This window comes from Brenneria populi (assembly GCF_036016195.1).
GTDB classification, from domain to species: domain Bacteria; phylum Pseudomonadota; class Gammaproteobacteria; order Enterobacterales; family Enterobacteriaceae; genus Brenneria; species Brenneria populi.
This window is the reverse complement of sequence record NZ_JAYWTM010000014.1, coordinates 16,790-38,779: the sequence shown is the minus strand read 5'-3', so window position 1 is coordinate 38,779 and position 21,990 is coordinate 16,790. Positions and strand designations below refer to the sequence as shown.

The following is a 21,990-nucleotide window of genomic DNA, read 5'->3' as shown; positions in this document are numbered from 1 at the left end:
GTGCGAAGACGCTAATCAGAACATATCGTTTAACGTCACGCCTACCCCGAAGCGGGTCTGGCGGTGATTGTAGTCAATCAGCGATTCGCCATAGCCGCTGAAGACTTTGCTGTAGAAACGCACATGATCCGTCAGCGGATAGCTCCAGCCGAGTTCGCCGCCGCCGTACCCCGTGTTCCAATTGTAACGCCCTTCGGCGCTGATGACGCTATCGCCCCAGACATAGCCGACGCGCAGACGGTAGTGCCCCATGTATTTGGTGATATCCGGGTTATCGTCCTGGCTGTCGGAGAAACGGATCCAGGGTTTCACATCCACCTGCCAGTTGCCGTTTTGCGCCATCAGGCGGGCATAGGCGCGGTTCCAACTGCGCGACGTCGGTTCGGAACGCCCGTTGGATTGGTGATTGAAGCCGACTTCAACATCCCGCAGCGTCCAGCCGGCCAGCGAGTAATCCGTGGCCCAGCCGAGAAAAACCTGCGGCTCATAGTCGGTTTCGCGAAACGGCGACGATTGGCTTTTATTGGACAACTGCCACCAGGAGCGCTGGGTATAGGACGCGCCCAGCAGCGAATTCTCCCCCAGAATACCCCGCCACAGAGGAAAACCAAGGCTAAGCTGGAAATTCACTTCATCTTTGCGGGCGTCGTCGCCCCAGTTGTAGCTCTGTATCGCGGTCTTATTAATATTACTGGTGTAGGTATACAGTAAATAGTTGCTCTCATACGGATAGAGAATAAACGGGCTATCATGCTTTTGTAACAGACTGGCGATGATGCTGCCGCGCACCGCGGGTTTGTCATGCACCGGCTCTATTTTTGCTTCTTCCGCCTGAGCGGACATCGCCAGCAGCATAACCGACACGCCTACTATTTTACGCATTCACTTCCTCTCCTGAGCGATCGTGATAATTACCGGCCACGAATTTCCGTCATGCTTATCCCCGCCATACTTCAAGTCGCCTGTGCGTGGCGCAGAGTGTTTAATCGGCCCGCATGAAACTCGAAGGGGCCATTTTACACAGTTCATCGCTATTTGAATCAGAGTTCCGCGGTTTCTCGGTTTTTTCTGGCGTGAAACAAATTTAATGGCTAAAAAAAACGCCGGCGCGTTTAACCGCATCTGCGGTTTCCGGCATTTCATGGTCGGCTAATGATAAGGGTGAAAATGGCCCCTATTTTGGATAGACTCTTCTTTTTTCCGTACCGTTTTTTCTATCGAGCCACCAATGGATGCGCAACAAACCCGCAAGGGGATTTTTTTCGCTCTGGGTGCGTACTTCATCTGGGGTATTGCGCCCGTTTACTTTAAGCTTCTTGAACATATTCCCGCCGACGAAATATTGACCCACCGAATCATCTGGTCATTTTTCTTCATGCTGATCCTGCTGAGCATTAGCCGAAAATGGCGCCAGGTTCGCGCCGCCTGCAAAAACGTTAGGCGCCTGCTGCTGCTCGCCGTTACCAGCGTCCTTATCGGGGGCAACTGGCTGCTCTATATCTGGGCGGTCAATAACCATCATATGCTGGAAGCCAGCCTGGGCTACTTTATTAACCCGCTGGTGAACGTCATGCTCGGCATGCTGTTTTTAGGCGAACGCTTCCGCCGGCTCCAGTGGCTGGCCGTGCTGCTGGCCGTCTCCGGCGTGCTGGTCCAGCTCTGGACCTTCGGCTCGCTGCCCATCATCGGGCTGGGGCTGGCATTCAGTTTCGCCATATATGGCCTGCTAAGAAAGAAAATCGGCATCGACGGCCAGATCGGCATGCTGATTGAAACGCTGTGGCTGCTGCCGGTCGCAAGCGTTTATCTGTTCTTTATCGCCGATACGCCAAGCAGCCATTTAACGGGAAATCCCTGGTCGTTAAACCTGCTTCTTATCTCCGCCGGCATCATCACCACCGTACCGCTGCTGTTTTTCACCGCCGCGGCCATGCGCTTACGCCTGTCTACGCTCGGTTTCTTCCAGTACCTCGGCCCTACCATTATGTTCCTGCTGGCCGTGCTCTTCTATGGCGAAACCTTCGGCGAAGATAAGCTGATTACCTTCGCTTTTATCTGGGGAGCGCTGGCGTTGTTCATTCTGGATGCATTTTATCACCAGCGTAAACGGCGGCATGCCGCCATCACGGCGCGCTAGCGCCGATACGCCGGGAGATAAAACGCGACATGATGGGGCTTACAATCAGCGTCGCGAACAGCCTCAGCGTCTGCATCGCGATCACAAACGCGATGTCGACGTTGCTGCCGGCGGCAATAACGGCAATGGAGTCCAGCCCGCCGGGGCTGGTCGCCAGATAAGCCGTCAACAGATCGACCGGCAGAACCCGGGCCACCATCAGCGCCATCGCGCCGCATAACAGCATCAGTCCGATAATCGACGCCATCATCTGCGGCAGGGTGCGGAGAGCCAGCAGAAAAATCGGCCGGGTAAAGGATAGGCCGACGCTCCAGCCGATAATCGCATACGCCAGCGCCAGCAGCCATTCCGGGGTCTGCAACGTCAGCGTGCCGCTTGAGTGCAGCGCCGAACCGACGATCAGCGGCCCCAGCATCGCGCCGGAGGGAATACGCAGGCGTCTTCCCAACCACGCGCAGCAAAATGCGACGCCCAGGGTGGCGGGAAAACGCCAGTCCAGCGCCGGAAACCATGCCAGCATGGCGCTGTTTTCCGCCGCCTCGCTTCCCAGGCCGATGCGCGCGACGAACGCCGCCGCCGCCGTCACCATCAGCACGCGCAAATACTGCATAAACGCCACCAGCCGGACATCGGCGCCGAACTCTCCCGACATCGCCACCATCGCCGCCGCGCCGCCGGGAGAGGCTCCCCAGGTTCCCGTCGGACCGGGCAGTTCGCTGAACTTAACCAGCAGCCAGCCGGACACGCCGCTGGCGATCAGGGGAGCCAGCAAGATAAACAGCACCAGCAGCCAGTTATTCAGTAAAGGACTCAGGATGGAGAGGGAGAAACTTTGCGCCACCAGGCACCCCAACACCGCATTGCTGCCGGCGAAAAAGATGCGGGGAAGACGAATGGTCGCGCCGTTCAGTCCCATAACCACGCCGACCAGCATGGGGCCAAGCAGCAGCGCGGCCGGAACGTGATAGAACTGTAGCCAAACCCCCAGCAGCAGCGAAACCGATAGCAGAATTCCCCATTGCATCCAGGGTGATATCTTGCGCATGCGCACAACCTGTTTCAGTTATATGACGACTGCCGTCATTCTAAACAGATTGTGCAAATAATTAACCTGGAAATTAATCGCTCAACGGGGAGAGCGCTCCCCTGCGGGAAGCGCGACGTATTTCAGAGCCAGTTTTTACGCTTGAAATAAAGATAAGGCGCCAGACCCGCCAGGATCATCAGAATAATGGCCCCCGGATAGCCGAACGACCACTTCAGCTCGGGCATAAATTCGAAGTTCATCCCATAGCTGGAAGCCACCAGCGTCGGCGGCAGGAACACCACGGAAACCACCGAGAAGATCTTGATAATGCGGCTCTGTTCGATATTGATAAAGCCCATCGCCGCCTGCATCAGGAAGTTGACCTTCTGAAACAGGGATTCGTTATGCGGCAGCAGCGACTCGATATCGCGCAGGATCTCGCGCGCCTGCTCCAACTGGCCGGAAGGCAGACGCGCCTTGCGCACCAGAAAATTCAGCGCCCGCTGGCTATCCATCAAACACAGGCGCACCTTCCAGCCGATATCCTCCAACTCCGCCAGGGTGGAGAGCGCTTCATCGTACTCTTCGCCCTGACGGCCTTCCATGATGACGCGGCTCAGCGACTCCAGGTCGCTGTAGATATTTTCAATTTCGTCCGCCAGCTGTTCGATTTTAGTTTCAAATAAATCCAGCAGCAGTTCATAGGCATTGCCATCCACCAGCGTTTGGTTGCGCGCGCGCATCCGGTAGAGACGAAACGCCGGCAGTTCGCGCTCGCGTAGCGTATACAGGCGGCCGTCGCGGATAGTAAACGCCACGGTGGCGTTGCCGGCGTGATCTTCCGCATCCTCGAAAAAGAAGAAGGAGTGAATATGCAGCCCGTCCTCATCCTCAAAGAAACGCGCGGACGCCTCAATATCCTCCAGCTCGGGCCGGGTCGCCAAACTTTGGCCCAGTTCATTTTGCACTTTCTCACGCTCATCGACTTCCGGCTCGATTAAATCGACCCAGACGGATGAGGTGAGATCGACGGAATCTTCCAGCTCAAGACGAGATAAACGGCAGTTATCCAGTTTGAATGCGCTCAGCATAGGCCATCGCTTCCTTTTTCAAATAATGGAGAAGAATGGACAACGCGATTGAAAGCGCAGAAACCAGGGTGAAGACGTCACCGGCAAGTTTCAATCCGTTCGACGGATCCGACTCACAGCGACATGATGAAGAGATCGCTGACAACCACTAAGGCTATCAGCAACGGGAAGATAGCCTTAGAAGTTGTACCTAATGGTCAGGTTATTGAGCCAGCATCGACTGGGAGCGTCCAAGGCGTAAGTCCTCCAGAAATAATGATGCGCGCATGTTACGCCGAGATGAAAAAGGCTGTCAACTTCAAAACCGCGGCGGAAACACTCTGTAAGGTTTGGATAAATTTTCCGAATCGATCGGCGTGCTCCCCGCCGCGCTCCATAACGTCAGGCGCCTTGCGGTCAGGCCTCTTCCGGCAGATAGGCGATGGCGCGCACCGGGAAACTCGCCGTACCGGCGAAGTTGGGATACATGACGTGAATATATGCGCCGGTGGCCGGAACCTGTTCAAGATTATTCAGCACTTCAACCTGATAGGCATTCTGATCCAAAACGTAATACTCCCCGAGCAGCGCGTTGTTGCGGCGGAAATCCACGGCGGCGTCGGTATCCAGCGTTTCGTGTCCTACGGCGCTGATGCCGCGCTGTTCAAACAGGAATTTTAACGCGTCCATCGACCAACCCGGCGTGTGGCTGTTTCCCTGTTCATCCTTGTTGTCAAACGCCTTGCCGTCCGGCCACCGTTTACTCCAGCCGCTGGCGAAGGCGACGAAACTGCCGGCGGGGATCGTTCCCCACTGCGCTTCGAACTGTAAAACGTCATCCCGCGTCAGGCGGTAATCCGGATCGCGTTCCACCGCATCCTGCTTATGGATCACCAACAGCGGCAGCAACAGCTCCTTATTGTCGATGCGATCCAGATAGCGCTTGCCCGCGACAAAATGTCCCGGTGAATCAATATGCGTTCCGGTCGGCGTGGTAAAGGTGACTTCTTCCGCGAAAAATCCATGCTGTTCAACGTTGAACAACGTTTTACGTTTCACGCCGTCAAACGCGCTGAAAACCGGAATCTCTCCCGCGATCGAGTGCGTTAAATCCACCCATTTCTTTTCCCGCAATGCATCCATAATCTGCTTTAATGTCATGACGTTACTCCGAATTTTAGTCACTTAAGCCGGTTTTTAGGGGAAACACAGGGGGAGGTTCCCGTAGGGACGCCTCACCCCTGTGGTCGCCCCGTGTATCTCGATGCTTAAACGATCGGCATTAGCCGTTACTCCCTTTCTGCTTTTTCTATTCCGGCCCGGCGTCGAGAGCGAACAGAGCGCTCGCCGGAGGTTTGCCGCGTGATCTAACATCAGACCGCTTCCAGCCGGGCATAAGCGGCCACCAGCCATTTTATCCCTTGACCCTGAAACGCCACCTGAATCCGGCAATGGTCGCCGCTGCCTTCCAGATTGACGATGGTGCCCTCGCCAAACTTAGCATGCCGCACCCGCTGTCCCAGACGATATCCGCTGTCGTTCTCGCTGACCGGCGTGCCGAGACGCTGATGGTTGACCGGACGCGATACGCTGGCCCGCAGCCGCACCTCCTCCACGCACTCCGCCGGCAGCTCGCCGACGAAACGGGAAGGGCGATGATAGGCCTCTTTGCCGTATAAACGGCGCGACTCGGCGTAGGTCAGCGTCAGCTTGCGCATCGCGCGCGTCACGCCGACATAGGCCAGCCGGCGCTCCTCCTCCAGACGCCCGCCCTCGTCGAGCGACATCTGGCTGGGGAACATGCCCTCTTCCATTCCGACGATAAACACCTGCGGGAATTCCAGCCCCTTTGCCGAGTGCAGCGTCATTAACTGCACCGCATCCTGATAGGCGTCCGCCTGCCCTTCCCCGGCTTCCAGCGCCGCGTGGGATAAAAACGCCTGCAGCGGCATCAAATCCTGATCTTCTTCCTGATAGCTAAACTGCCGCGTGGCGGTAACCAGCTCCTCCAGGTTTTCCACCCGCGCCTGCCCTTTCTCGCCTTTCTCCTGTTCGTACATACTCCACAGACCGGAATTTTTGATTGCCCGATCGGTTTGTACATGCAGCGGCAGCTCGGCGGTTTCATCCGCCAGCGCATCGATCAATTCGACGAAACGCTGCAGCGCCGAGGCCGCCCGGCCCGCCAGCGCCTTATCCTGCAGCAGCGCGCGCGCGGACTGCCAGAGCGTGAGCTGCCGATCGCGGGCGGTTTGCCGCACCACGTCCAGCGTTCTGTCGCCGACGCCGCGCGTCGGCGTATTCACCACGCGTTCAAACGCCGCATCGTCATTCCGGTTGGCGATCAAACGCAGGTAAGCCAGCGCGTCCTTGATCTCCTGCCGCTCGAAGAAGCGCATTCCGCCGTAGATGCGGTACGGCATGCTCTGCTGAAGCAGCGCCTCTTCCAGCACGCGCGACTGGGCGTTGCTGCGGTACAAAATGGCGTTGTCGCTCAGCGCTCCACCGTTCTCCTGCCAGACTTTAATCCGGTTGACCACAAAGCGCGCTTCATCCAGTTCGTTAAACGCGCAGTAGAGCGAAATGGGTTCGCCCTCCGCGCCGTCCGTCCACAGATTTTTGCCCAGACGCCCGCCGTTATGCGCGATCAGGGCGTTGGCCGCATTTAGGATATTGCTGGTCGAACGGTAATTTTGCTCCAGACGGATAGTCTGCGCGCTGGCGAAATCGCGGAGAAAGAGCTGGATGTTTTCCACCTGCGCGCCGCGCCAGCCGTAAATCGACTGGTCGTCGTCCCCGACGATCGTCACGCTGGCGCTATCCCCCGCCAGCATGCGGACCCAGGCGTATTGAATGTGGTTGGTGTCTTGAAACTCATCCACCAGAATGTTGGTAAAGCGCTCGCGGTAGTGGTTCAGAATAAGGGGTTTGTTCAGCCACAACTCATGCGCGCGCAGCAGCAGTTCGGCGAAATCCACCAGCCCGGCCCGATCGCAGGCCTCCTGATAGGCCTGGTAAACCCGCTGCCAGGTTTGTTCTATCGGGTTACCGTAGCTTTCGATATGCTGAGGACGCAGCCCCTCGTCTTTCTTGCCGTTGATGTACCACATGGCCTGGCGCGGCGGCCACTGCTTCTCATCCAGATTCAGCGCCCGAATCAGGCGCTTGAGCAGACGCAGCTGATCTTCGCCGTCCAGAATCTGAAAATCCTGCGGCAGGCCGGCGTCCAGATGATGCGCGCGCAACAGGCGATGCGCCAATCCATGGAAGGTGCCGATCCACATGCCGCCCTGGCTGGTGCCGATCAGGCGTTCGATACGGTGGCGCATTTCCGCCGCGGCTTTGTTGGTGAACGTCACCGCCATAATGGAATAGGGCGAGCAGCCTTCGACGGACAGCAGCCAGGCGATACGATGCACCAGCACCCGCGTCTTACCGCTGCCCGCCCCCGCCAGCACGAGTAAATTGCCGCGCGGCGCGGCTACCGCCTCGCGTTGTTTGTCGTTGAGGCCATCGAGTAGAGCAGAAACGTCCATAGATACGGTATCCGTTGACGGGAAACGCGCCCTCGCCGGGCGCGTCCCACTGAGAATTTATACAGCGTGCAGAGTGGTGATTATAACAACGCCGTCAGCGATGCCAATCGGGAAATTTCGATATGCGGCAGCAAGCGGGCGTCGTCGCTGTGCATCAGGCAGCCTTCCCGCAGGTTAATCCAGCAAGCCTGCATGCCGCAGCGCACGGCGCCGGCGACATCGGTCGTCAGGTCGTCGCCCACATGCAGTATCTGGCTAAGCGGCAGATTGAGCTTTTCCGCCGCCAGATGGTAGAGATCGGCAAACGGCTTCGAGCGGCCGTCCGGACCGGCGCGCAGCACGAAGGCGAAGTAGCGCTCCAGGCCGAACCGATGCGGATCGGCATTGCCATTGGTGATCGCCGCCAGCGGCGCGCGCTCGGCCAGCGCCGACAGCGTGCGATGCGTCTCTTCCGGTATGGTAATCTGATTGCGCCAGTAGGCGACGTTTTCCATCGCCGCCATCGATCCCCGCACCGCCTCGCCGGCATTCAGACCGGCGTTAATCATCGCCAGTTCGACCGCGCGTCGCCGCCACTCCGTCACGTCGTGATAGATTTCAGGCTCCCGCGCCCGCAGTTCGTCGCGCAGGCGCTGCAGGTCGGTCTCCTGAAAATCTTTCAGCGCGGGATGATAGCGCTGCAAAAAATGGATCGACTCCTGTTTGGTGCGCCGTATCACCTCGGAATTATCGTACAGCGTATCGTCCAAATCGAAAGTGACGGCGCGAATCGGGCCTAACGGCCGGTAAAAGTGCATCAATGTTTTCCCCGTTTGGCGCGTGGGTGTGCGGCATCGTAGACGGACGCCAAATGTTGAAAGTCCAGATGGGTATAGATCTGCGTCGTGGAAAGGTTGGCATGGCCGAGCAGTTCCTGCACCGCGCGTAAATCGCCGCTGGACTCCAGCATATGGGTGGCGAATGAGTGACGCAGCTTATGCGGATGCACATGGCTGTTGACGCCCTGCCTGACGCCCCACTCGGCAAAGCGTTTTTGTACGTTGCGCATGGAAATACGCCGCCCCTGATGGGAAATGAAAACGGCGTCATCCTGCGGCCCGAATAGCTCGCGCAGCGCCAGCCAGCGCTGCAGCCAGGCTACCGCCGTTTTCCCCATCGGCAGCCTGCGCTCTTTGCTGCCCTTTCCCACCACCCAGACCTCGCCGCTATCCAGATCGACATGCCGGCAATCCATGCCGACCAGTTCGGCCAAACGCAGGCCCGCGCCGTACATCACCTCCAGCATGGCGCGGTCGCGCACCGCCAGCGGATCGTCGAGTTCGATATCCAGCAGGCGGTTCACCTCATCCACATCCATATTTTTCGGCAGATGGCGGCCGACCCGCGGCGTCGACACGCCTTTAGCGGGATTGGCGCCCAGCTCGCCGCGCGCGACCATCCAATCGAGGAAGCTGCGTAACGCAGACAAACGCAGCGCCAGGCTGGAGGCATGCAGCCCGTCGCGTTTACTGCGCGACACCACGGCGCGTACGCCGGCCGCGTCCAGGCTGGGCCAGTTACTCACGCCGGCTGACGAAACAATAGCGATAACGGCCGCCAACTGACGGGCATAGCCGGTTTGCGTCAACGGGCTCATTTGGCGCTCGACCTTCAGATAACGCAGGAAGTCGTCAACCGGCTGCTGGAGCGCGGCGGATGCGCAGGGCGCGGATTGACTCATACCCGTTCAATCCAGCGCGCCAGCATGGCGGGGAGAATCATCGTCGCCATCTGCTGCAACAGTACGGTTCCCATGCCATCCTGATAGTGGTGGCTATCGCGGCTGGTAAAGATAAGCAGCCCCAGATCGTGACGCTCGCCGAGCATGGAAAGCGCCACCGACCCGACCTGTTTGGCCTGCGGCAACAGCAGCAGCAGCTCCGGGCCGTTCAGCGCGCCCAGATAGTGATTGGCCTGACCGAGGCGCTGAATACGCAACGGCTCAAACGCCGACCGATTCAGCGACAAATGGGTGAAATCAGACGGCGCGCCGATGCGCCATTTATCGCTGAACAGGCGGACCGCGGCGCCTGACAGCCCGAGCCCGCGCGCCCAGCGCTGCAGCCGTTCGAGCATATCCGTCAGGCTGTCCGCCGCCGCCAGCTCGGTTTGCAGGCCCAGCAGGCGATTAAACAGCGATTCGTTCACGCCCGCCTGCTCCATCAGCAGCGTAATTTCCTCCTCAAGCTGGGTGATATGGTGGCGCTGGCGCGCCAGTTGCCACTCCACCAGCGATACCGTCCCCCTAACGGGGTGCGGTATGCGCATCTGCTCGATCTGCCGGGCATTGCGGATAAAAAAATCGGGATTCTGCTGCAGGAACTGCACAACCATCTCGTCATTGAGTGCGATCTGGCTCTCCGCCTGTTCCTCGACATTCTTCATAAATGAATAAACCCATCGTAAACATGCGTTGCGGGCCCGGTCATAAATAACGGGTGTCCGGGCCCGTCCCAGCGGATCTCCAGGTCGCCGCCCGGCAGCGATACCTTCACCGGCGACGCGAGCAGATCCTGTTGAATGCCGACGGCAACCGCGGCGCAGGCTCCGCTGCCGCAGGCCAGGGTCTCGCCGGCGCCGCGTTCATAAACCCGCAGATTGACGTTATTGCGGTCGATGACTTGCATAAAACCTATATTGGCGCGTTCAGGAAAACGTTCGTGGCTTTCCAGCAACGGCCCCAGCACCTCGACATTGGCGGTCGCCACATCCTCCACCTGCAGTACGCAGTGGGGGTTGCCCATGGAGACTGCGCCGCACAGTACGGTGTGCTCTTCCACGCGCATAATATAGGTTTTTTCCGCTTTGACGGCGCGGAAAGGGATCTGCTGCGGATCGAAATTGGGCTCCCCCATATTCACCCGCACCAGATCGTCATCCGTGACGCTGAGGATCATTCTGCCCGTCTGGGTGCTGACCGCAATATCGCGCTTGCTGGTCAGCCCTTTCAGGCGAACGAAACGGGCGAAACAGCGCGCGCCGTTTCCGCACTGCGCCACTTCGCTGCCGTCGGCGTTGAAAATACGGTAATGAAAATCCAACTCGGGATCGTACGGCGGCTCAACGACCAGAAGCTGATCAAATCCCACGCCACAGTGCCGATCCGACAAACGGCGGATCAGTTCGGGTGAAAAGTAAACATTCTGCGTGACGGCGTCGACGACCATGAAATCGTTGCCCAACCCGTGCATTTTAGCGAACTGCATTATCCTGACTCCGCTGGCTTAACCGGACGCGGTAAAACGCTATCGTGACCTGTTATAAACATAATAATATCTATCGGACACCGCCGCCGGTTACGGCCGCGCGGACGACTCTTGCTGCGTGCGATCCGCATTCTGCTGCTGAGCGGCGGGCGCGGCCGATTTACCCTCGGAAGGGAAATAGAGCGGACCTTTGAGGCCGCAGCCGAACAGCGTCAACAGCGATAACGCCAGAAAAAACCGGCGCAATATCTTTTTCATAACATTAAGACCTGTAATTCATGCATGCATGCTCTCTATAATCGCAGGTGGATCATGAAAATCAATAGGAATTGAAAATGAACGATAGCGAGTTTCATCAATTGGCCGACGAACTGATGCTGCGGCTGGAAGAGACGCTGGACCAATTCGACGGCGACGGCGATATCGATTACGAAACCAACGGCGGCGTGATGACGCTGACCTTTGAAAACGAGAGTAAAATCGTTATTAACCGCCAGGAGCCGCTGCACCAGATCTGGCTGGCGACCAAAAGCGGCGGTTATCATTTCAACTATCAGGATAACCGCTGGGTGTGCGATCGCAGCGGAGAGGATTTCGCGTCGCTGCTGTCCGCAGCCTGCACCACGCAGGCCGGGGAAGCGGTGCGCTTCAGCTAACCCGGCCTGCGGCGCGGCGCTATCCGCCTCTGACCCCTGACCCATATCAGCAGCGCCATCATCGCCAGTAAAATCGCCACGCTCAGCATATTCACCAGCGGCCAGCCGCTGGCGAATGCCATCATGCTGCCCGCCGAAAGCGACGCCAGCGCGTTCGGCACACTGATAACCAGGGAGTTAATGCCCTGCAGCCTGGCCTTATGCGCTGAATGAGAAAATGCGTTCAACATAAAGGTGCCGCCGTTGAACATAAAGGCCCAGCCGACGCCGAACAGGGTCAGCGAAGAGAGAAAATGCCAGAAAGTCAAACCGCTCATCGCCACCAGGATGCCGGCGAGGTTACAGATAATCCCCGTCGCCACCACGGCGTTGGCGCTTAATCTTTTGGCCAGAAAGGCCAGCAGTAACGCAGGCGCATACATGGCGACAAAGTGCCATTGCAGCACCGTGGCGCTATGGCTGACGGAGAAATGGTGCTGATGCATCGCCAAGGGGGCGGAGTTCATCAGCAGCGTCATCACGACGAAACCGGCGCTGCAGCTGGCCGTACCGAGAATAAACGCCCGGCTGCGCAAAATGGACGGCAGCGGCGCGTCGTCCCCTGTTTCGCCGCCGGCCGCCGCGACGGCGTCCGGCAGCTTCAATCCCAGCAGCAGCAGCGCCGTGACGATACAGATCAGCGCCGCCGCCAGAAAACTGCCGAGAAATGGAAACGCAGACCAGAGATCGGCCGACTGACTGGCCGCGAAAGGACCGAGAAATCCCCCTAGGATCCCGCCGCTGATCACCCAGGAGATGGCGCTGTTCTTCTGGCGGTTATCGCTGAAAACTTCGGCCGCGGCGAAACGGTAATATTGGTTAAAGGCGCAGGACATGCCCAGCACAAAGGTTGCAAACACAAACAGGGGGAAATGCCCCAGCGTAATGGCCAGCGCCGCCAGCAGCGCGCCGGCGGCGCCCATTATCGTACCGATGATAAAGGTTTTTTTTCTGCCGTATCGCGCCATCAGCGAAGAGACAGAATAGCTCATCAGCGTGGCGCCGCAAACGGTGGCGGTAATCGGCAGCGTAGCCAGCAGCGCAATCGGCGCCATCAGAATGCCGACCATGGTGGAAGATAACGTCATCAGAGAGATGATGCTGCCGGTCAGCCCCTGCCCCAGCGCCAGTAATATCAGGTTGCTGCGTTGCTGCGTGTTCAATAGTCAATCCCTTTCTGAAGGCGTCGAAAAAATAAGGCGTTAAGGTCATGCCCTGGATTTAAAACATTGAGATTTCCTGCCCGGGACGAGGCATTCAGCGTTTCACGCGGATTAAAGTATTTGCAGCCGCTGCTGCATGCCTTTGGCGGCGTCGTCAATCGTCGGGGTGATGCAAAGATGGGAAAGCACGCTGCTGCGAAACGGAATCACCTGGGCGCGGCCGTCCAGTTGCACAATCTGATAAAACTGCGGCAGATTGAAGTTGATAAAGCTGGATCCGTAGGTGAAGCGATCGTGAGAAGACGAATAGAAACGGCTTACGTCGCGCACCAGCTCCTCTTTGCTGCCTTCGCAGTGATGATACACCTCAACCCGGTTGGACTCATCCAGGATGTAAATATTAAAGCCTTGATTTTCATTCAAATCTTCGAAAAAGAACTGAATGATGCCTTCGCTGGCGACGCCGTCGATCACCGGGGGGAGATGCGCGTGGCTGGATTCAATATGCACCGGCAGCCCTTGCAGTTTATTGTTGGAGATCGCGCCATAGAATTCGACGGCGTTTTCCAGCTTTTGCACCGAGACGCTCAGCCGCTCAAAGAACAGTCCCCAGGTCTGCCCGGACACCTTCACCGCTTTAAACCGGCCCGGCTCCTGACGCGTGCTGGTCAAACGCAGCTCAATGCACTCGGAGACCAGCTGCTGCACGCGGGTGCGGATCAGCCCGCGCAAATGCTGGCTGTAGCAGAACACCTCCAGCGACTCCGGCAGCGCCGCATCCTGATGCATCTTGCCCAGAATGGTTTTCAACGCTTCCAGCACCGCCTGTTCGCCGCTGAAATGCAGGGTGCGCACTTCATTCCACGAATTGCGGTACAGCAGGTCGATACTGCCGACCAGGCACTGCTGCTGTTGCCCGAAGCTGAACACATCCATCTGCCGGAAATCAAAATGCACCACCTGATTGCGGAAAACGGCGGTGGGATCGTGCTCCAGATTGACGATAATGGCTAAATGGCGGATCTCGCACGGGCTATACAGCGCTTTCGGCGTCGGCGCGGGCAGGCGCAATGGAAAATGGCTCGATACATCGGAGACCAGCGCCTGCAGACGGGTGATATCACAGAGTTCGCTGCCCTTAATGTGCAAACGCGTTTTCGGCGTCAGCAAGCCGTTGAAGTAAGCCCAGGCCACCAGCTTGTTCAGATAGCGGTTATATTCCAGCGGCTGATGGCTGATAATGGCATCCATCGACGGCGCCTGGTTATAGAGATACCAGCCGGAGCGGTTGGCCCGCCCGAGCGGCACATAGATAAAGGTTAAATTCGGTTCCGACAAATCGGGCGAAATCTGCGGATTGAGCAGCGTCACCTTGCCGGGCAGCGCTTCAAACGCGGCGTACAGCTTGCGGGTCAAGACGCCGATATCCTGCGGACTGGCGCTGACGCTCAGATTATTGCGGCGGGCGAAGCGGATCAGGTTGCGATAGGCCTGCATCATCGCATCCAGCAGCTCGTTATGCGCTTCGCGTACCCGTTCGATCTTCCAGTTGGCGCGATTATCCAACATCGCCAGATGCTCGGCGCTCCAGCCCCACGCCTGCACCAGCTGCTGCAGGATCTGGCGCCGCCAGCCGACGCAGGCGTGCTCGCCGGAGAGCTTTTCACACACTTTTAAATAGAAACATCGGCGTACCAGATCGAGACGGGTCGGATCGTTTATCTGCGTCAGATAATTCGTCACCCGCTCCAACATCATGCAATAGGGATCCAGGCCGAAAGAGACGATCTCGCCTTTATGCAGACGATTTTTGATATCCATGGACAGCAGGCGCGTATCGGGATACTCCCAGGAGTAGGCTTCCAGCAGCAGCGTTTTCAGCACCGCCTTGTAGGGGGAATCGATGCTTTTATAGAGCTGCCACAGGCTGGCGCCGAAATACTCCTCCGCGGACAGCGTGCTCAGCCCGCCGAGATCCAGCCACTCGTTCGGCGCCAGAGCGCCTTGCGCATACAGCGACAAAACGTATTCATCGTAATGCGCTTCTTCTTCCACCGGCACCATATTCCACAGAATACGCTTGCCCGCCATGCGCACGGCCGTACGGTAGAACTCATCCAGTAGAAGAATGTGCTGGGTGGAGCCGCAATCCTCGCCGCCCAGACTGCCGCTCTCATTATGACGGAAACGGTTCTCATCCATCAGGAAAAAGCTGACGTCCATGCCCTGCGCGGCGGCCCACTCTTCCAGCAGGGTGCATTTCTTCTGTAGCCGCTGGCGCTCTTCGTTATCCAGCCAGGATTGATGGCAAACCCAGATATCCAGATCGGAACTGCAGCTCTGTCCGATGGACGACGTGCTGCCCATGGAATAGACGCCGGTAATCGGCAGCTCGCCTTCATCTGCGGAATCGGCGAACGGTCCCCATCTCAGTTCGATTTTATCCAGGTAGCGCTGCTGCTTTTCATCGGGAGTGTGGAAACAAATGCCGTGAGGAACCTTACCCTCGACATAGCCGGGCATTAATGGGTGATGGCAATGTAATAAAATCGGCACAAGACTGTAGACCTGCTGAAAAGCGGGTTTCATTGCTGCCAGAGCCCGATCAACGCGCAGTTGGTTGATCGCATCCAGTCTTTGCTTCAAAGTCTCGATATAGAAGTACAAGACGTTTCGCCTGATTATCCCAGTGCTTAGAAAAAAAACCGTATTCCCGGCTTGCCCGCGTGAATTTTTAGAAGAATGTTGGGCAAGATATTGCTGGAAACGTGATCAATTTAACACCTTGCTGATTAAGCGTAAAGAAAGTAAAGAAAGTTAGACTTATCCTCCTTGCTTTCATTACGGATTTAGTAATCGCCTGATAAGTCCGGCCCGCCGCATGCCGCTTCACCCCGCCCTTTTCTCCCAGTTTCGAGAGCAGGCGCAGGCGCCTGTCACCTGACACTGGCGCACCATCAATGATACGATGACCGAAGAAAATGATAAAAACGGTATCAAGCATGTTAGACAATATTATTAGAATTGCTACCCGGCAGAGCCCGCTGGCTCTGTGGCAAGCACAATATGTTCAGCAATTGCTGAACGACTTCCATCCCGAACTTCAGGTGGAACTGGTACCGATGACGACTCGCGGCGATATTATTCTGGATACCCCATTGGCCAAGGTCGGCGGCAAAGGGCTATTTGTCAAAGAGTTGGAATTGGCGCTGCTTGAAGGCCGCGCCGATATCGCCGTACATTCGATGAAAGACGTTCCCGCTGAATTTCCCGAAGGCCTCGGTCTGGAGACCATTTGCCAGCGCGACGATCCGCGCGATGCCTTTGTCTCCAATCATTACGCCAGTCTGGATCGGCTGCCGGCGGGCAGCCGCGTCGGCACCTCGAGCCTGCGTCGCCAGTGTCAGCTGCGCGCCCGACGCCCCGACCTGGTTATCCGCGATCTACGCGGCAACGTGGGCACCCGGCTGGCGAAACTGGATAGCGGCGAATATGACGCGATTATTCTGGCGGCGGCAGGGTTAAAACGCCTGCGGATGGAAGAGCGCATCCGCGACACGCTCAGCCCGGAAGTCTCGCTGCCGGCGGTCGGACAAGGTGCGATCGGCATCGAGTGCCGGCTGGACGATGAGCGGATCCGCCGCTGGCTCTCTCCGCTGAATCACGCCGATACCGCCGCGCGCGTACGCGCCGAGCGGGCGATGAATCTGCGTCTTGAAGGCGGGTGCCAGGTTCCCATCGGCAGCTACGCCGAACTGGATGGCGATACCCTGTGGCTGCGCGCGCTGGTCGGCTCGCCGGACGGCCGCCGCATCATTACCGGCGAGCGCAGGGGAAAACGCGCGCAGGCGGAGCAGATCGGCGTCGCGCTGGCCGAAGAGCTTTTGACCAAAGGCGCCAAAGAAATTCTCCAGGCGGTTTATCAGGAAATGCCCTCGCCATGACGATTCTGGTTACCCGTCCGTCGCCGGCTGGTGAACAACTGGTGACCCGATTAAGAAAACTTGGCTACAGCGCCTACCACAGCCCGCTGATTGAATTCTCACCGGGCGGCGAACTGGCGCGGCTCCCCGCCATGCTGGCGGCCTTGCGCCCCGGCGACCTGCTCTTCGCGCTTTCCCGGCACGCCGTAGATTATGCCGACCCGCAGTTAACCCGCGGCGGCGCCGGCTGGCCGCAAAATCCCAGCTATTACGCCGTCGGCCGCGCCACCGCCCTGGCATTGCATCGGGTCAGCGCGCGGCATGTCGCCTACCCGCCTGAGCGGGAAAGCAGCGAAAATTTACTACAATTACCAGAATTACAGTATGTTAATGGTAAACACGCACTATTATTGCGGGGTAACGGCGGTCGGGAACTGCTGGGCGATACGCTCAGGGAACGCGGAGCTAAGGTGAGTTACTGCGAATGCTACCAACGCCGCCCCGTTTACTATGATGGGCTGGAGCAGAGCCGCCGCTGGCAGCAGGCCGGCGTCGATACGCTGGCGATAACCAGCGGAGAAATGTTACAACGGATCTATACTTTAGTGCCTGATTACTATCGGGCTTCCTGGTTACTGGGCTGCCAGCTGGTCGTGGTTAGCGAACGACTGGCCGACCAGGCCCGCCAACTCGGCTGGCGTCATATTCGAATAGCCGATAATGCCGATAACGATGCGCTCATGCGCGCACTACAATAAACCTGATCATGGGATGTACCATTATGACGGAACACAATACCCCCACAACCCCATCCGAAGAGGTTGCAGAACGTGTTGAGCCCGCGCATCAGCAGCAGGAGCCCAAAGCGCAACCGTCCGGACGCGGCGGCGTATTACTGGGGGCGGCAGCTATTATTATCGCGCTGGCGCTCAGCGGCGGGCTTTATTACTACACGCATCAGCAAGAACAGCGGGACGACGCCGCGATCCTGAGTCTGGAGTCTCGGTTGAGCGCGCTGCAACGGCAGTACGAACAGGGGCAACAGCAGTGGCAAGAGGCGCAGCAGTCGCATAACAAATCTCTGAACGCCGCCGAGCAACGCCTTAACGCACTGACCCTCCAGTCGGATGAAATCAGCAGGAAACTGGCGTCGTTGACCGAGCACGACACCAATACCTGGCTGCTATCGCAGGCGGATTTCCTGGTGAAAATGGCCGGCCGCAAACTATGGAGCGATAAAGACGTCACCACCGCGGGCGCGCTGCTGAAAAGCGCGGATGCCAGCCTGGCGGAAATGAACGACCCGAGCGTAATTGAAGTGCGGCGCGCCCTCACCAATGATATCAGCGCGCTGGCGGGCGTCGGCCAGATCGACTTCGACGGCATTATCCTTAAAGTGAACCAACTGACGGATCAGGTGGATAACCTGCGTCTTGCCGACAACAACAGCGATGAAACCCCAATGGATGAGAACAGCGGCGAGCTTTCGGCCTCTCTCAGCGAATGGCGGCAAAATCTCAGCAAGAGCTGGCATAACTTCATCGCGGAGTTCATCACCATTCGCCGCCGCGATAGCGCCGCGGAACCGCTGCTGGCGCCGAACCAGGACGTCTATCTGCGCGAGAATATCCGCTCCCGCCTGCTGGTGGCGGCGCAGGCCATCCCGCGCCATCAGAACGAAACTTACAAGCAGTCTTTGGAAACCGCCGCCACCTGGATCAGAGCCTACTTTGACACCAGCGACGCCAATACCCAGGCCTTTCTGGAAAGGCTGGATGAATTAAGCCAGCAGTCCGTATCAATGGACGTGCCGGCCACGCTGCAAAGCCAACCGCTACTGGAAAAACTGATGCAGACGCGCGTACGCAACCTGCTGGCGCAAACGCCGGCGACGCCGCGGGAGGGCTGAACATGCTGAAAATTTTACTGCTGTTTCTCATCCTGATCGCAGGAGTGATTATCGGCCCGATGGTCGCCGGCCATCAGGGATACGTACTGATTCAAACGGACAATTACAATATTGAAACCAGCGTCACCGGTCTGGTCATCATGCTGGTGTTGCTGTTTCTGGCGCTGCTGGCCGTCGAGTGGGTCATACGCCGTATTTTCCATACCGGCGCCCGCACCCGCGGCTGGTTCCTGGGCCGCAAACGCACCCGGGCCAGAAAACAGACCAAGGCCGCGCTGCTCAAACTGGCGGAGGGCGATTATCTGCAGGTGGAAAAACTGATGGCCAGCAATGCGGACCATGCCGAACAGCCGGTGGTTAACTACCTGATGGCGGCGGAAGCGGCGCAGCAGCGCGGCGACGATTTCCGCACCAAGCAGTATCTGGAACGCGCCGCGGAGATCGCCGATACCGATCAGCTGCCGGTCGATATTACCCGGGTACGCATCCAACTGGCTCGTCATGAAGATCATGCCGCCCGCCATGGCGTGGATCGCCTGTTAGAAAGCGCGCCGCGCCACCCGGAAGTTCTGCGTCTTGCGGAGCAGGCTTTCCTGCGCACCCACGCCTACAGCGCCCTGCTGGACATTATCCCCGCCATGCGTAAAACCAACCTGCACGATGACGCGCAGCTGCAGGCGCTAGAGCAGCAGGCTTATCTCGGCCTGATGAATCAGGCGATGGCCGATGGCGGCAGCGAAGGGTTGAAACAGTGGTGGACCAATCAGGGCCGTAAAGTGCGTCACGAAGTGCCTTTACAGGTGGCGATAGCCGAGCATCTTATTGAGTGCGACGATCACGATGCCGCCCAGAAAATCATTCTGGACGGCCTCAAACGCCAATATGACGAGCGTTTGATTTTGCTGCTGCCGCGTTTGAAGTCCGGCGACGCCGATCGGCTGGAAAAAATGCTGCGCCAGCTGATCAAACAGCAGGGCGCGACGCCGCTGCTGAATAGCACGCTGGGTCAGCTATTGATGAAACATGGAGAGTGGCAGCAGGCCAGCGATGCTTTCCGCGCCGCGTTGGAGCAGCGCCCGGATGCCTATGACTACGCCTGGCGCGCCGACGCCCTTGAGCGCCTTCATCTGCCTGACGAGGCCGCCCGGATGCGGCGGGAAGGCTTGATGCTCACGCTCTCCCCTGCGGAATCGCCGAAACAAGAGGGCTGATCGACAGATGGCGGCCGGCGACGGCGGAGCGGTCTCACGGGTTTTCTTCCGCGCCGCGCCGGCCGCCTGAAGACGCAAGTCAGAGGCGCTTTCGCCGTCGCCCCTGGCGTCGGCAAGCCGCTTGACGGCGAGAACGACGGAATACGGCGCGGGGAACGGCAACACCGCCCTACCTCCTGCGCAAGCCCCGGCATGGCGGATTGCCGAGACGCTCAGCGCGCCCCGCGTGCCATCGCCAGCAGAACGCCGAAGCCGATCAGCAGCCCGCCGAAAGCGCGGTCAATCCAGTGGCGCACCGCCAGCATCCGAGCGCGCACGGCCCCGGTCGAGAAACACATAGCCACCAGACTGAACCAGGCCATATGCGCCGCGGAGATGAAAGCGCCGTAGCCGATCTGTACCGCCAGCGACGTATCGGGCCGCACCGCCTGCATAAACAGGCTAACGATAAACACCGTGGTCTTGGGGTTCAGCACGTTGGTCAGGAAGCCGACGCGCAGCGCTGAGCCATCCGACAGTGACGCGATGCGCCCCACGGTCGGCGCGCCGCCGGGCTTCGCGCGCAGCATCTTCACGCCGAGATAAACCAGATAGGCGGCGCCGGCCAGCCTGATGGCGTCGAACAGCCAAATCGACTGCTGAATCAGCAGGCCCACGCCGACCAGCGTATAGGAGATATGCACCAGCACGCCCAGGCCGATGCCCAGGGCCGTCAGTACGCCCGCGCGCCGCGACAGCATCAGGCTGTTGCGCGTCACCATCGCGAAATCCGGTCCGGGGCTGATAACGGCCAGTAAGGTGATTGTGATTACAGCTATCAATTCAGTCATAGAGTATCCTGTGAGAAACCAGCGAAATAAAGCCAATGCTATTTGCAATTAACGTGCAGGAATAACGATGTTTTCTGACAATAATAGTGAGCTGAACTCACCATCTTCCGATGCGCGTCTGCCGTCCCTGCTGGCGTTGCGTTGCTTCGAAGCGGCCGCTCGATTGGAGAACTTCAGCCGGGCCGCCGACGAACTGCACCTCACCCACGGCGCGGTCAGTCGCGCCGTACGTCTGCTCGAAGACCAACTGGGCGTGGCGCTATTCGAACGCCGCAGCCGACGCGTGTTCCTGACCGACGCCGGCCGCAGGCTGGCGCAGGGCGTCGGCGATGGATTCGACCTGATGCGGCGAGCCGTCGGCGAGCTACGCGCCAACGCCCGCCAGGCGCGGCGCTGGGTGCTGTCGTGCGAGCCGACTTTGCTGATGCGCTGGCTGATCCCGCGCTGGCCGGATTTCCAGGCTCGCCACCCGGGGATCGACGTGCATTTGGTGGCCGGCGGCGGGCCTTTCTCCTTCAGCGGCGGCATCGACCTGGCTATCCGTCGTGACGACTTCCCGTGGCCGGACAGCTACCACGCCGCCCCTCTGTTCGCGGAGCGGGTCGGCCCGGTCTGCCGCCCCGACAAGGTGGCGGCCTGGTTCTCCATGGAGAACGCTACGGCCGCGTTGCGCGCCGGCGCTCCGCGCCTGCATTCGCGCACGCGACCGGGCGCGTGGCAGGAATGGGCCGCCGCCACCGGACACGCCATGCCCGAAGCGCGGGGACAGACTTTCGAACATTTCTATTTCAGCTTGCAGGCGGCCGTGGCCGGCCTGGGCGTGGCGATTGGTCCGTGGCATCTGGTGCGCGACGATCTCGACAGCGGCGTGCTGGTCGCGCCGCTCGGCTTTATCGCGGACGGTTCGCGCTACTGCCTGCTGTCGCCCCAGCCCCTGCCGACCGATGGCCCGCAGGCGGACTTACTGGCATGGTTGCGGGCAATGGCCTGAACAAGCAGCGGACGCGGCAAAAGGAGAGCAAGGCCAGCCGGCTTAGGCCCGCGCCGGCAAAGCGCCAGGGATAACGGATCACAGACGCAAAAAAAAAACGCTTACCGATAGCGGTAAGCGTTAAAAAAATCAGGTCTGTAAGACAACAGTATGGTGCCTCACTCAACGTTATGTCCGAAAAGTCCGATGGAGATATCGCATCTTCATCTGGAATTGGACGATAGGCACCGCAAATTGGCTCTGCGTCATTCCC

21 protein-coding genes are annotated in these 21,990 nt (G+C 58.8%); 7 read left to right on the top strand and 14 right to left on the bottom strand.

The window, feature by feature from the left end; translation table 11 throughout:
• Positions 1 to 15 precede the first annotated feature (15 nt).
• Positions 16 to 882, bottom strand: a complete 867-nt coding sequence (pldA, locus tag VSX58_RS14305) for a phospholipase A (protein WP_407654875.1) — start codon at positions 880 to 882, stop codon at positions 16 to 18.
• 346 nt (positions 883 to 1,228) lie between these two features.
• Between pldA and rarD the strand changes: the two genes are divergently transcribed.
• Positions 1,229 to 2,137: an EamA family transporter RarD gene (gene rarD, locus VSX58_RS14300; RefSeq protein WP_327618685.1), complete on the top strand. Its 909-nt coding sequence runs from the start codon at positions 1,229 to 1,231 to the stop codon at positions 2,135 to 2,137.
• On the opposite strand, the gene VSX58_RS14295 is transcribed toward rarD, so the two are convergent.
• From VSX58_RS14295 to lptM, 9 genes are all read right to left on the bottom strand, one after another.
• Positions 2,124 to 3,182 (bottom strand): AbrB family transcriptional regulator, encoded by a 1,059-nt coding sequence (locus VSX58_RS14295; RefSeq protein WP_327618684.1) that lies wholly within the window; start codon positions 3,180 to 3,182, stop codon positions 2,124 to 2,126. The two genes, rarD and VSX58_RS14295, sit on opposite strands and share 14 nt — an antisense overlap.
• Before the next feature lie 122 nt (positions 3,183 to 3,304).
• Complete coding sequence (gene corA / locus VSX58_RS14290; RefSeq protein ID WP_327618683.1) at positions 3,305 to 4,255, bottom strand: magnesium/cobalt transporter CorA; 951 nt, start codon at positions 4,253 to 4,255, stop codon at positions 3,305 to 3,307.
• A 396-nt stretch (positions 4,256 to 4,651) separates the two neighbouring features.
• Positions 4,652 to 5,395, bottom strand: coding sequence for a cyclase family protein (locus tag VSX58_RS14285; protein WP_327618682.1), 744 nt, complete (start codon positions 5,393 to 5,395; stop codon positions 4,652 to 4,654).
• A gap of 212 nt (positions 5,396 to 5,607) precedes the next feature.
• Complete coding sequence (gene uvrD, locus VSX58_RS14280; protein WP_327618681.1) at positions 5,608 to 7,770, bottom strand: DNA helicase II; 2,163 nt, start codon at positions 7,768 to 7,770, stop codon at positions 5,608 to 5,610.
• Positions 7,771 to 7,850: 80 nt separating this feature from the next.
• Positions 7,851 to 8,567, bottom strand: a complete 717-nt coding sequence (yigB, locus tag VSX58_RS14275; RefSeq protein ID WP_327618680.1) for a 5-amino-6-(5-phospho-D-ribitylamino)uracil phosphatase YigB — start codon at positions 8,565 to 8,567, stop codon at positions 7,851 to 7,853.
• Entirely contained in the window at positions 8,567 to 9,490 is a 924-nt protein-coding gene (xerC, locus tag VSX58_RS14270) for a tyrosine recombinase XerC (protein WP_327618679.1), read from the bottom strand. Before xerC ends, yigB begins: the two co-directional genes overlap by 1 nt.
• Positions 9,487 to 10,194, bottom strand: coding sequence for a DUF484 domain-containing protein (locus VSX58_RS14265; protein ID WP_327618678.1), 708 nt, complete (start codon positions 10,192 to 10,194; stop codon positions 9,487 to 9,489). The genes xerC and VSX58_RS14265 overlap by 4 nt, the downstream gene beginning before the upstream one ends.
• Positions 10,191 to 11,015 carry a diaminopimelate epimerase gene (dapF, locus tag VSX58_RS14260; RefSeq protein WP_327613856.1) on the bottom strand — a complete coding sequence of 275 codons (825 nt, stop codon included), beginning with the start codon at positions 11,013 to 11,015 and terminating at the stop codon, positions 10,191 to 10,193. The genes VSX58_RS14265 and dapF overlap by 4 nt, the downstream gene beginning before the upstream one ends.
• A gap of 90 nt (positions 11,016 to 11,105) precedes the next feature.
• Positions 11,106 to 11,273 carry an LPS translocon maturation chaperone LptM gene (gene lptM / locus VSX58_RS14255; RefSeq protein WP_327613857.1) on the bottom strand — a complete coding sequence of 56 codons (168 nt, stop codon included), beginning with the start codon at positions 11,271 to 11,273 and terminating at the stop codon, positions 11,106 to 11,108.
• A 77-nt stretch (positions 11,274 to 11,350) separates the two neighbouring features.
• On the opposite strand from lptM, the gene cyaY reads away from it, so the two are divergent.
• Positions 11,351 to 11,671: an iron donor protein CyaY gene (gene cyaY / locus VSX58_RS14250; RefSeq protein WP_327618677.1), complete on the top strand. Its 321-nt coding sequence runs from the start codon at positions 11,351 to 11,353 to the stop codon at positions 11,669 to 11,671.
• Here the strand turns inward: cyaY and VSX58_RS14245 are convergent.
• The 3 genes from VSX58_RS14245 to VSX58_RS14235 all read right to left on the bottom strand — a co-directional run bounded on the left by VSX58_RS14245 (position 11,668) and on the right by VSX58_RS14235 (position 15,877).
• A complete protein-coding gene (locus VSX58_RS14245) occupies positions 11,668 to 12,873 on the bottom strand; it encodes an MFS transporter (protein ID WP_327618676.1) in 1,206 nt (401 codons plus the stop codon). The genes cyaY and VSX58_RS14245 overlap by 4 nt on opposite strands.
• A 111-nt stretch (positions 12,874 to 12,984) precedes the next feature.
• On the bottom strand, positions 12,985 to 15,540 hold the full coding sequence (locus VSX58_RS14240) for a class I adenylate cyclase (protein ID WP_327618675.1): 2,556 nt from the start codon (positions 15,538 to 15,540) through the stop codon (positions 12,985 to 12,987).
• Between the two features lie 67 nt (positions 15,541 to 15,607).
• Positions 15,608 to 15,877: a hypothetical protein gene (locus tag VSX58_RS14235; protein WP_327618674.1), complete on the bottom strand. Its 270-nt coding sequence runs from the start codon at positions 15,875 to 15,877 to the stop codon at positions 15,608 to 15,610.
• Here VSX58_RS14235 and hemC point away from each other — a divergent pair.
• Genes hemC through hemY form a run of 4 tightly spaced genes read left to right on the top strand, consistent with a single transcriptional unit; the run spans position 15,876 to position 19,916 of the window.
• Positions 15,876 to 16,817 carry a hydroxymethylbilane synthase gene (gene hemC, locus VSX58_RS14230; RefSeq protein ID WP_327618673.1) on the top strand — a complete coding sequence of 314 codons (942 nt, stop codon included), beginning with the start codon at positions 15,876 to 15,878 and terminating at the stop codon, positions 16,815 to 16,817. The two genes, VSX58_RS14235 and hemC, sit on opposite strands and share 2 nt — an antisense overlap.
• The gene (gene hemD / locus VSX58_RS14225) at positions 16,814 to 17,554 is read left to right on the top strand and encodes a uroporphyrinogen-III synthase (RefSeq protein ID WP_327618672.1); all 741 of its coding nucleotides are present in this window, start codon (positions 16,814 to 16,816) and stop codon (positions 17,552 to 17,554) included. The genes hemC and hemD overlap by 4 nt, the downstream gene beginning before the upstream one ends.
• Positions 17,555 to 17,577: 23 nt before the next feature.
• On the top strand, positions 17,578 to 18,705 hold the full coding sequence (hemX, locus tag VSX58_RS14220; RefSeq protein ID WP_327618671.1) for a uroporphyrinogen-III C-methyltransferase: 1,128 nt from the start codon (positions 17,578 to 17,580) through the stop codon (positions 18,703 to 18,705).
• A gap of 2 nt (positions 18,706 to 18,707) precedes the next feature.
• The gene (gene hemY / locus VSX58_RS14215; protein WP_327618670.1) at positions 18,708 to 19,916 is read left to right on the top strand and encodes a protoheme IX biogenesis protein HemY; all 1,209 of its coding nucleotides are present in this window, start codon (positions 18,708 to 18,710) and stop codon (positions 19,914 to 19,916) included.
• Positions 19,917 to 20,128: 212 nt separating this feature from the next.
• Here hemY and VSX58_RS14210 read toward each other — a convergent pair whose 3' ends face one another.
• Positions 20,129 to 20,746: a LysE family transporter gene (locus VSX58_RS14210; protein ID WP_327618669.1), complete on the bottom strand. Its 618-nt coding sequence runs from the start codon at positions 20,744 to 20,746 to the stop codon at positions 20,129 to 20,131.
• 67 nt (positions 20,747 to 20,813) lie between these two features.
• Between VSX58_RS14210 and VSX58_RS14205 the strand changes: the two genes are divergently transcribed.
• Positions 20,814 to 21,737, top strand: a complete 924-nt coding sequence (locus VSX58_RS14205; protein ID WP_327618668.1) for a LysR family transcriptional regulator — start codon at positions 20,814 to 20,816, stop codon at positions 21,735 to 21,737.
• Positions 21,738 to 21,990: the final 253 nt, after the last annotated feature.

What these genes read in the sequence shown, in the direction of transcription:
- hemX (WP_327618671.1), top strand. Translation starts at nt 17,578, where the DNA reads ATGACGGAACACAATACCCCCACAACCCCATCCGAAGAGGTTGCAGAA.
- pldA (WP_407654875.1), bottom strand. Translation starts at nt 882, where the DNA reads ATGCGTAAAATAGTAGGCGTGTCGGTTATGCTGCTGGCGATGTCCGCT.
- VSX58_RS14285 (WP_327618682.1), bottom strand. Translation starts at nt 5,395, where the DNA reads ATGACATTAAAGCAGATTATGGATGCATTGCGGGAAAAGAAATGGGTG.
- yigB (WP_327618680.1), bottom strand. Translation starts at nt 8,567, where the DNA reads ATGCACTTTTACCGGCCGTTAGGCCCGATTCGCGCCGTCACTTTCGAT.
- VSX58_RS14205 (WP_327618668.1), top strand. Translation starts at nt 20,814, where the DNA reads ATGTTTTCTGACAATAATAGTGAGCTGAACTCACCATCTTCCGATGCG.
- VSX58_RS14210 (WP_327618669.1), bottom strand. Translation starts at nt 20,746, where the DNA reads ATGACTGAATTGATAGCTGTAATCACAATCACCTTACTGGCCGTTATC.
- rarD (WP_327618685.1), top strand. Translation starts at nt 1,229, where the DNA reads ATGGATGCGCAACAAACCCGCAAGGGGATTTTTTTCGCTCTGGGTGCG.
- hemC (WP_327618673.1), top strand. Translation starts at nt 15,876, where the DNA reads ATGTTAGACAATATTATTAGAATTGCTACCCGGCAGAGCCCGCTGGCT.
- dapF (WP_327613856.1), bottom strand. Translation starts at nt 11,015, where the DNA reads ATGCAGTTCGCTAAAATGCACGGGTTGGGCAACGATTTCATGGTCGTC.
- cyaY (WP_327618677.1), top strand. Translation starts at nt 11,351, where the DNA reads ATGAACGATAGCGAGTTTCATCAATTGGCCGACGAACTGATGCTGCGG.
- hemY (WP_327618670.1), top strand. Translation starts at nt 18,708, where the DNA reads ATGCTGAAAATTTTACTGCTGTTTCTCATCCTGATCGCAGGAGTGATT.
- lptM (WP_327613857.1), bottom strand. Translation starts at nt 11,273, where the DNA reads ATGAAAAAGATATTGCGCCGGTTTTTTCTGGCGTTATCGCTGTTGACG.
- VSX58_RS14295 (WP_327618684.1), bottom strand. Translation starts at nt 3,182, where the DNA reads ATGCGCAAGATATCACCCTGGATGCAATGGGGAATTCTGCTATCGGTT.
- VSX58_RS14265 (WP_327618678.1), bottom strand. Translation starts at nt 10,194, where the DNA reads ATGAAGAATGTCGAGGAACAGGCGGAGAGCCAGATCGCACTCAATGAC.
- VSX58_RS14235 (WP_327618674.1), bottom strand. Translation starts at nt 15,877, where the DNA reads ATGCTTGATACCGTTTTTATCATTTTCTTCGGTCATCGTATCATTGAT.
- hemD (WP_327618672.1), top strand. Translation starts at nt 16,814, where the DNA reads ATGACGATTCTGGTTACCCGTCCGTCGCCGGCTGGTGAACAACTGGTG.
- uvrD (WP_327618681.1), bottom strand. Translation starts at nt 7,770, where the DNA reads ATGGACGTTTCTGCTCTACTCGATGGCCTCAACGACAAACAACGCGAG.
- xerC (WP_327618679.1), bottom strand. Translation starts at nt 9,490, where the DNA reads ATGAGTCAATCCGCGCCCTGCGCATCCGCCGCGCTCCAGCAGCCGGTT.
- corA (WP_327618683.1), bottom strand. Translation starts at nt 4,255, where the DNA reads ATGCTGAGCGCATTCAAACTGGATAACTGCCGTTTATCTCGTCTTGAG.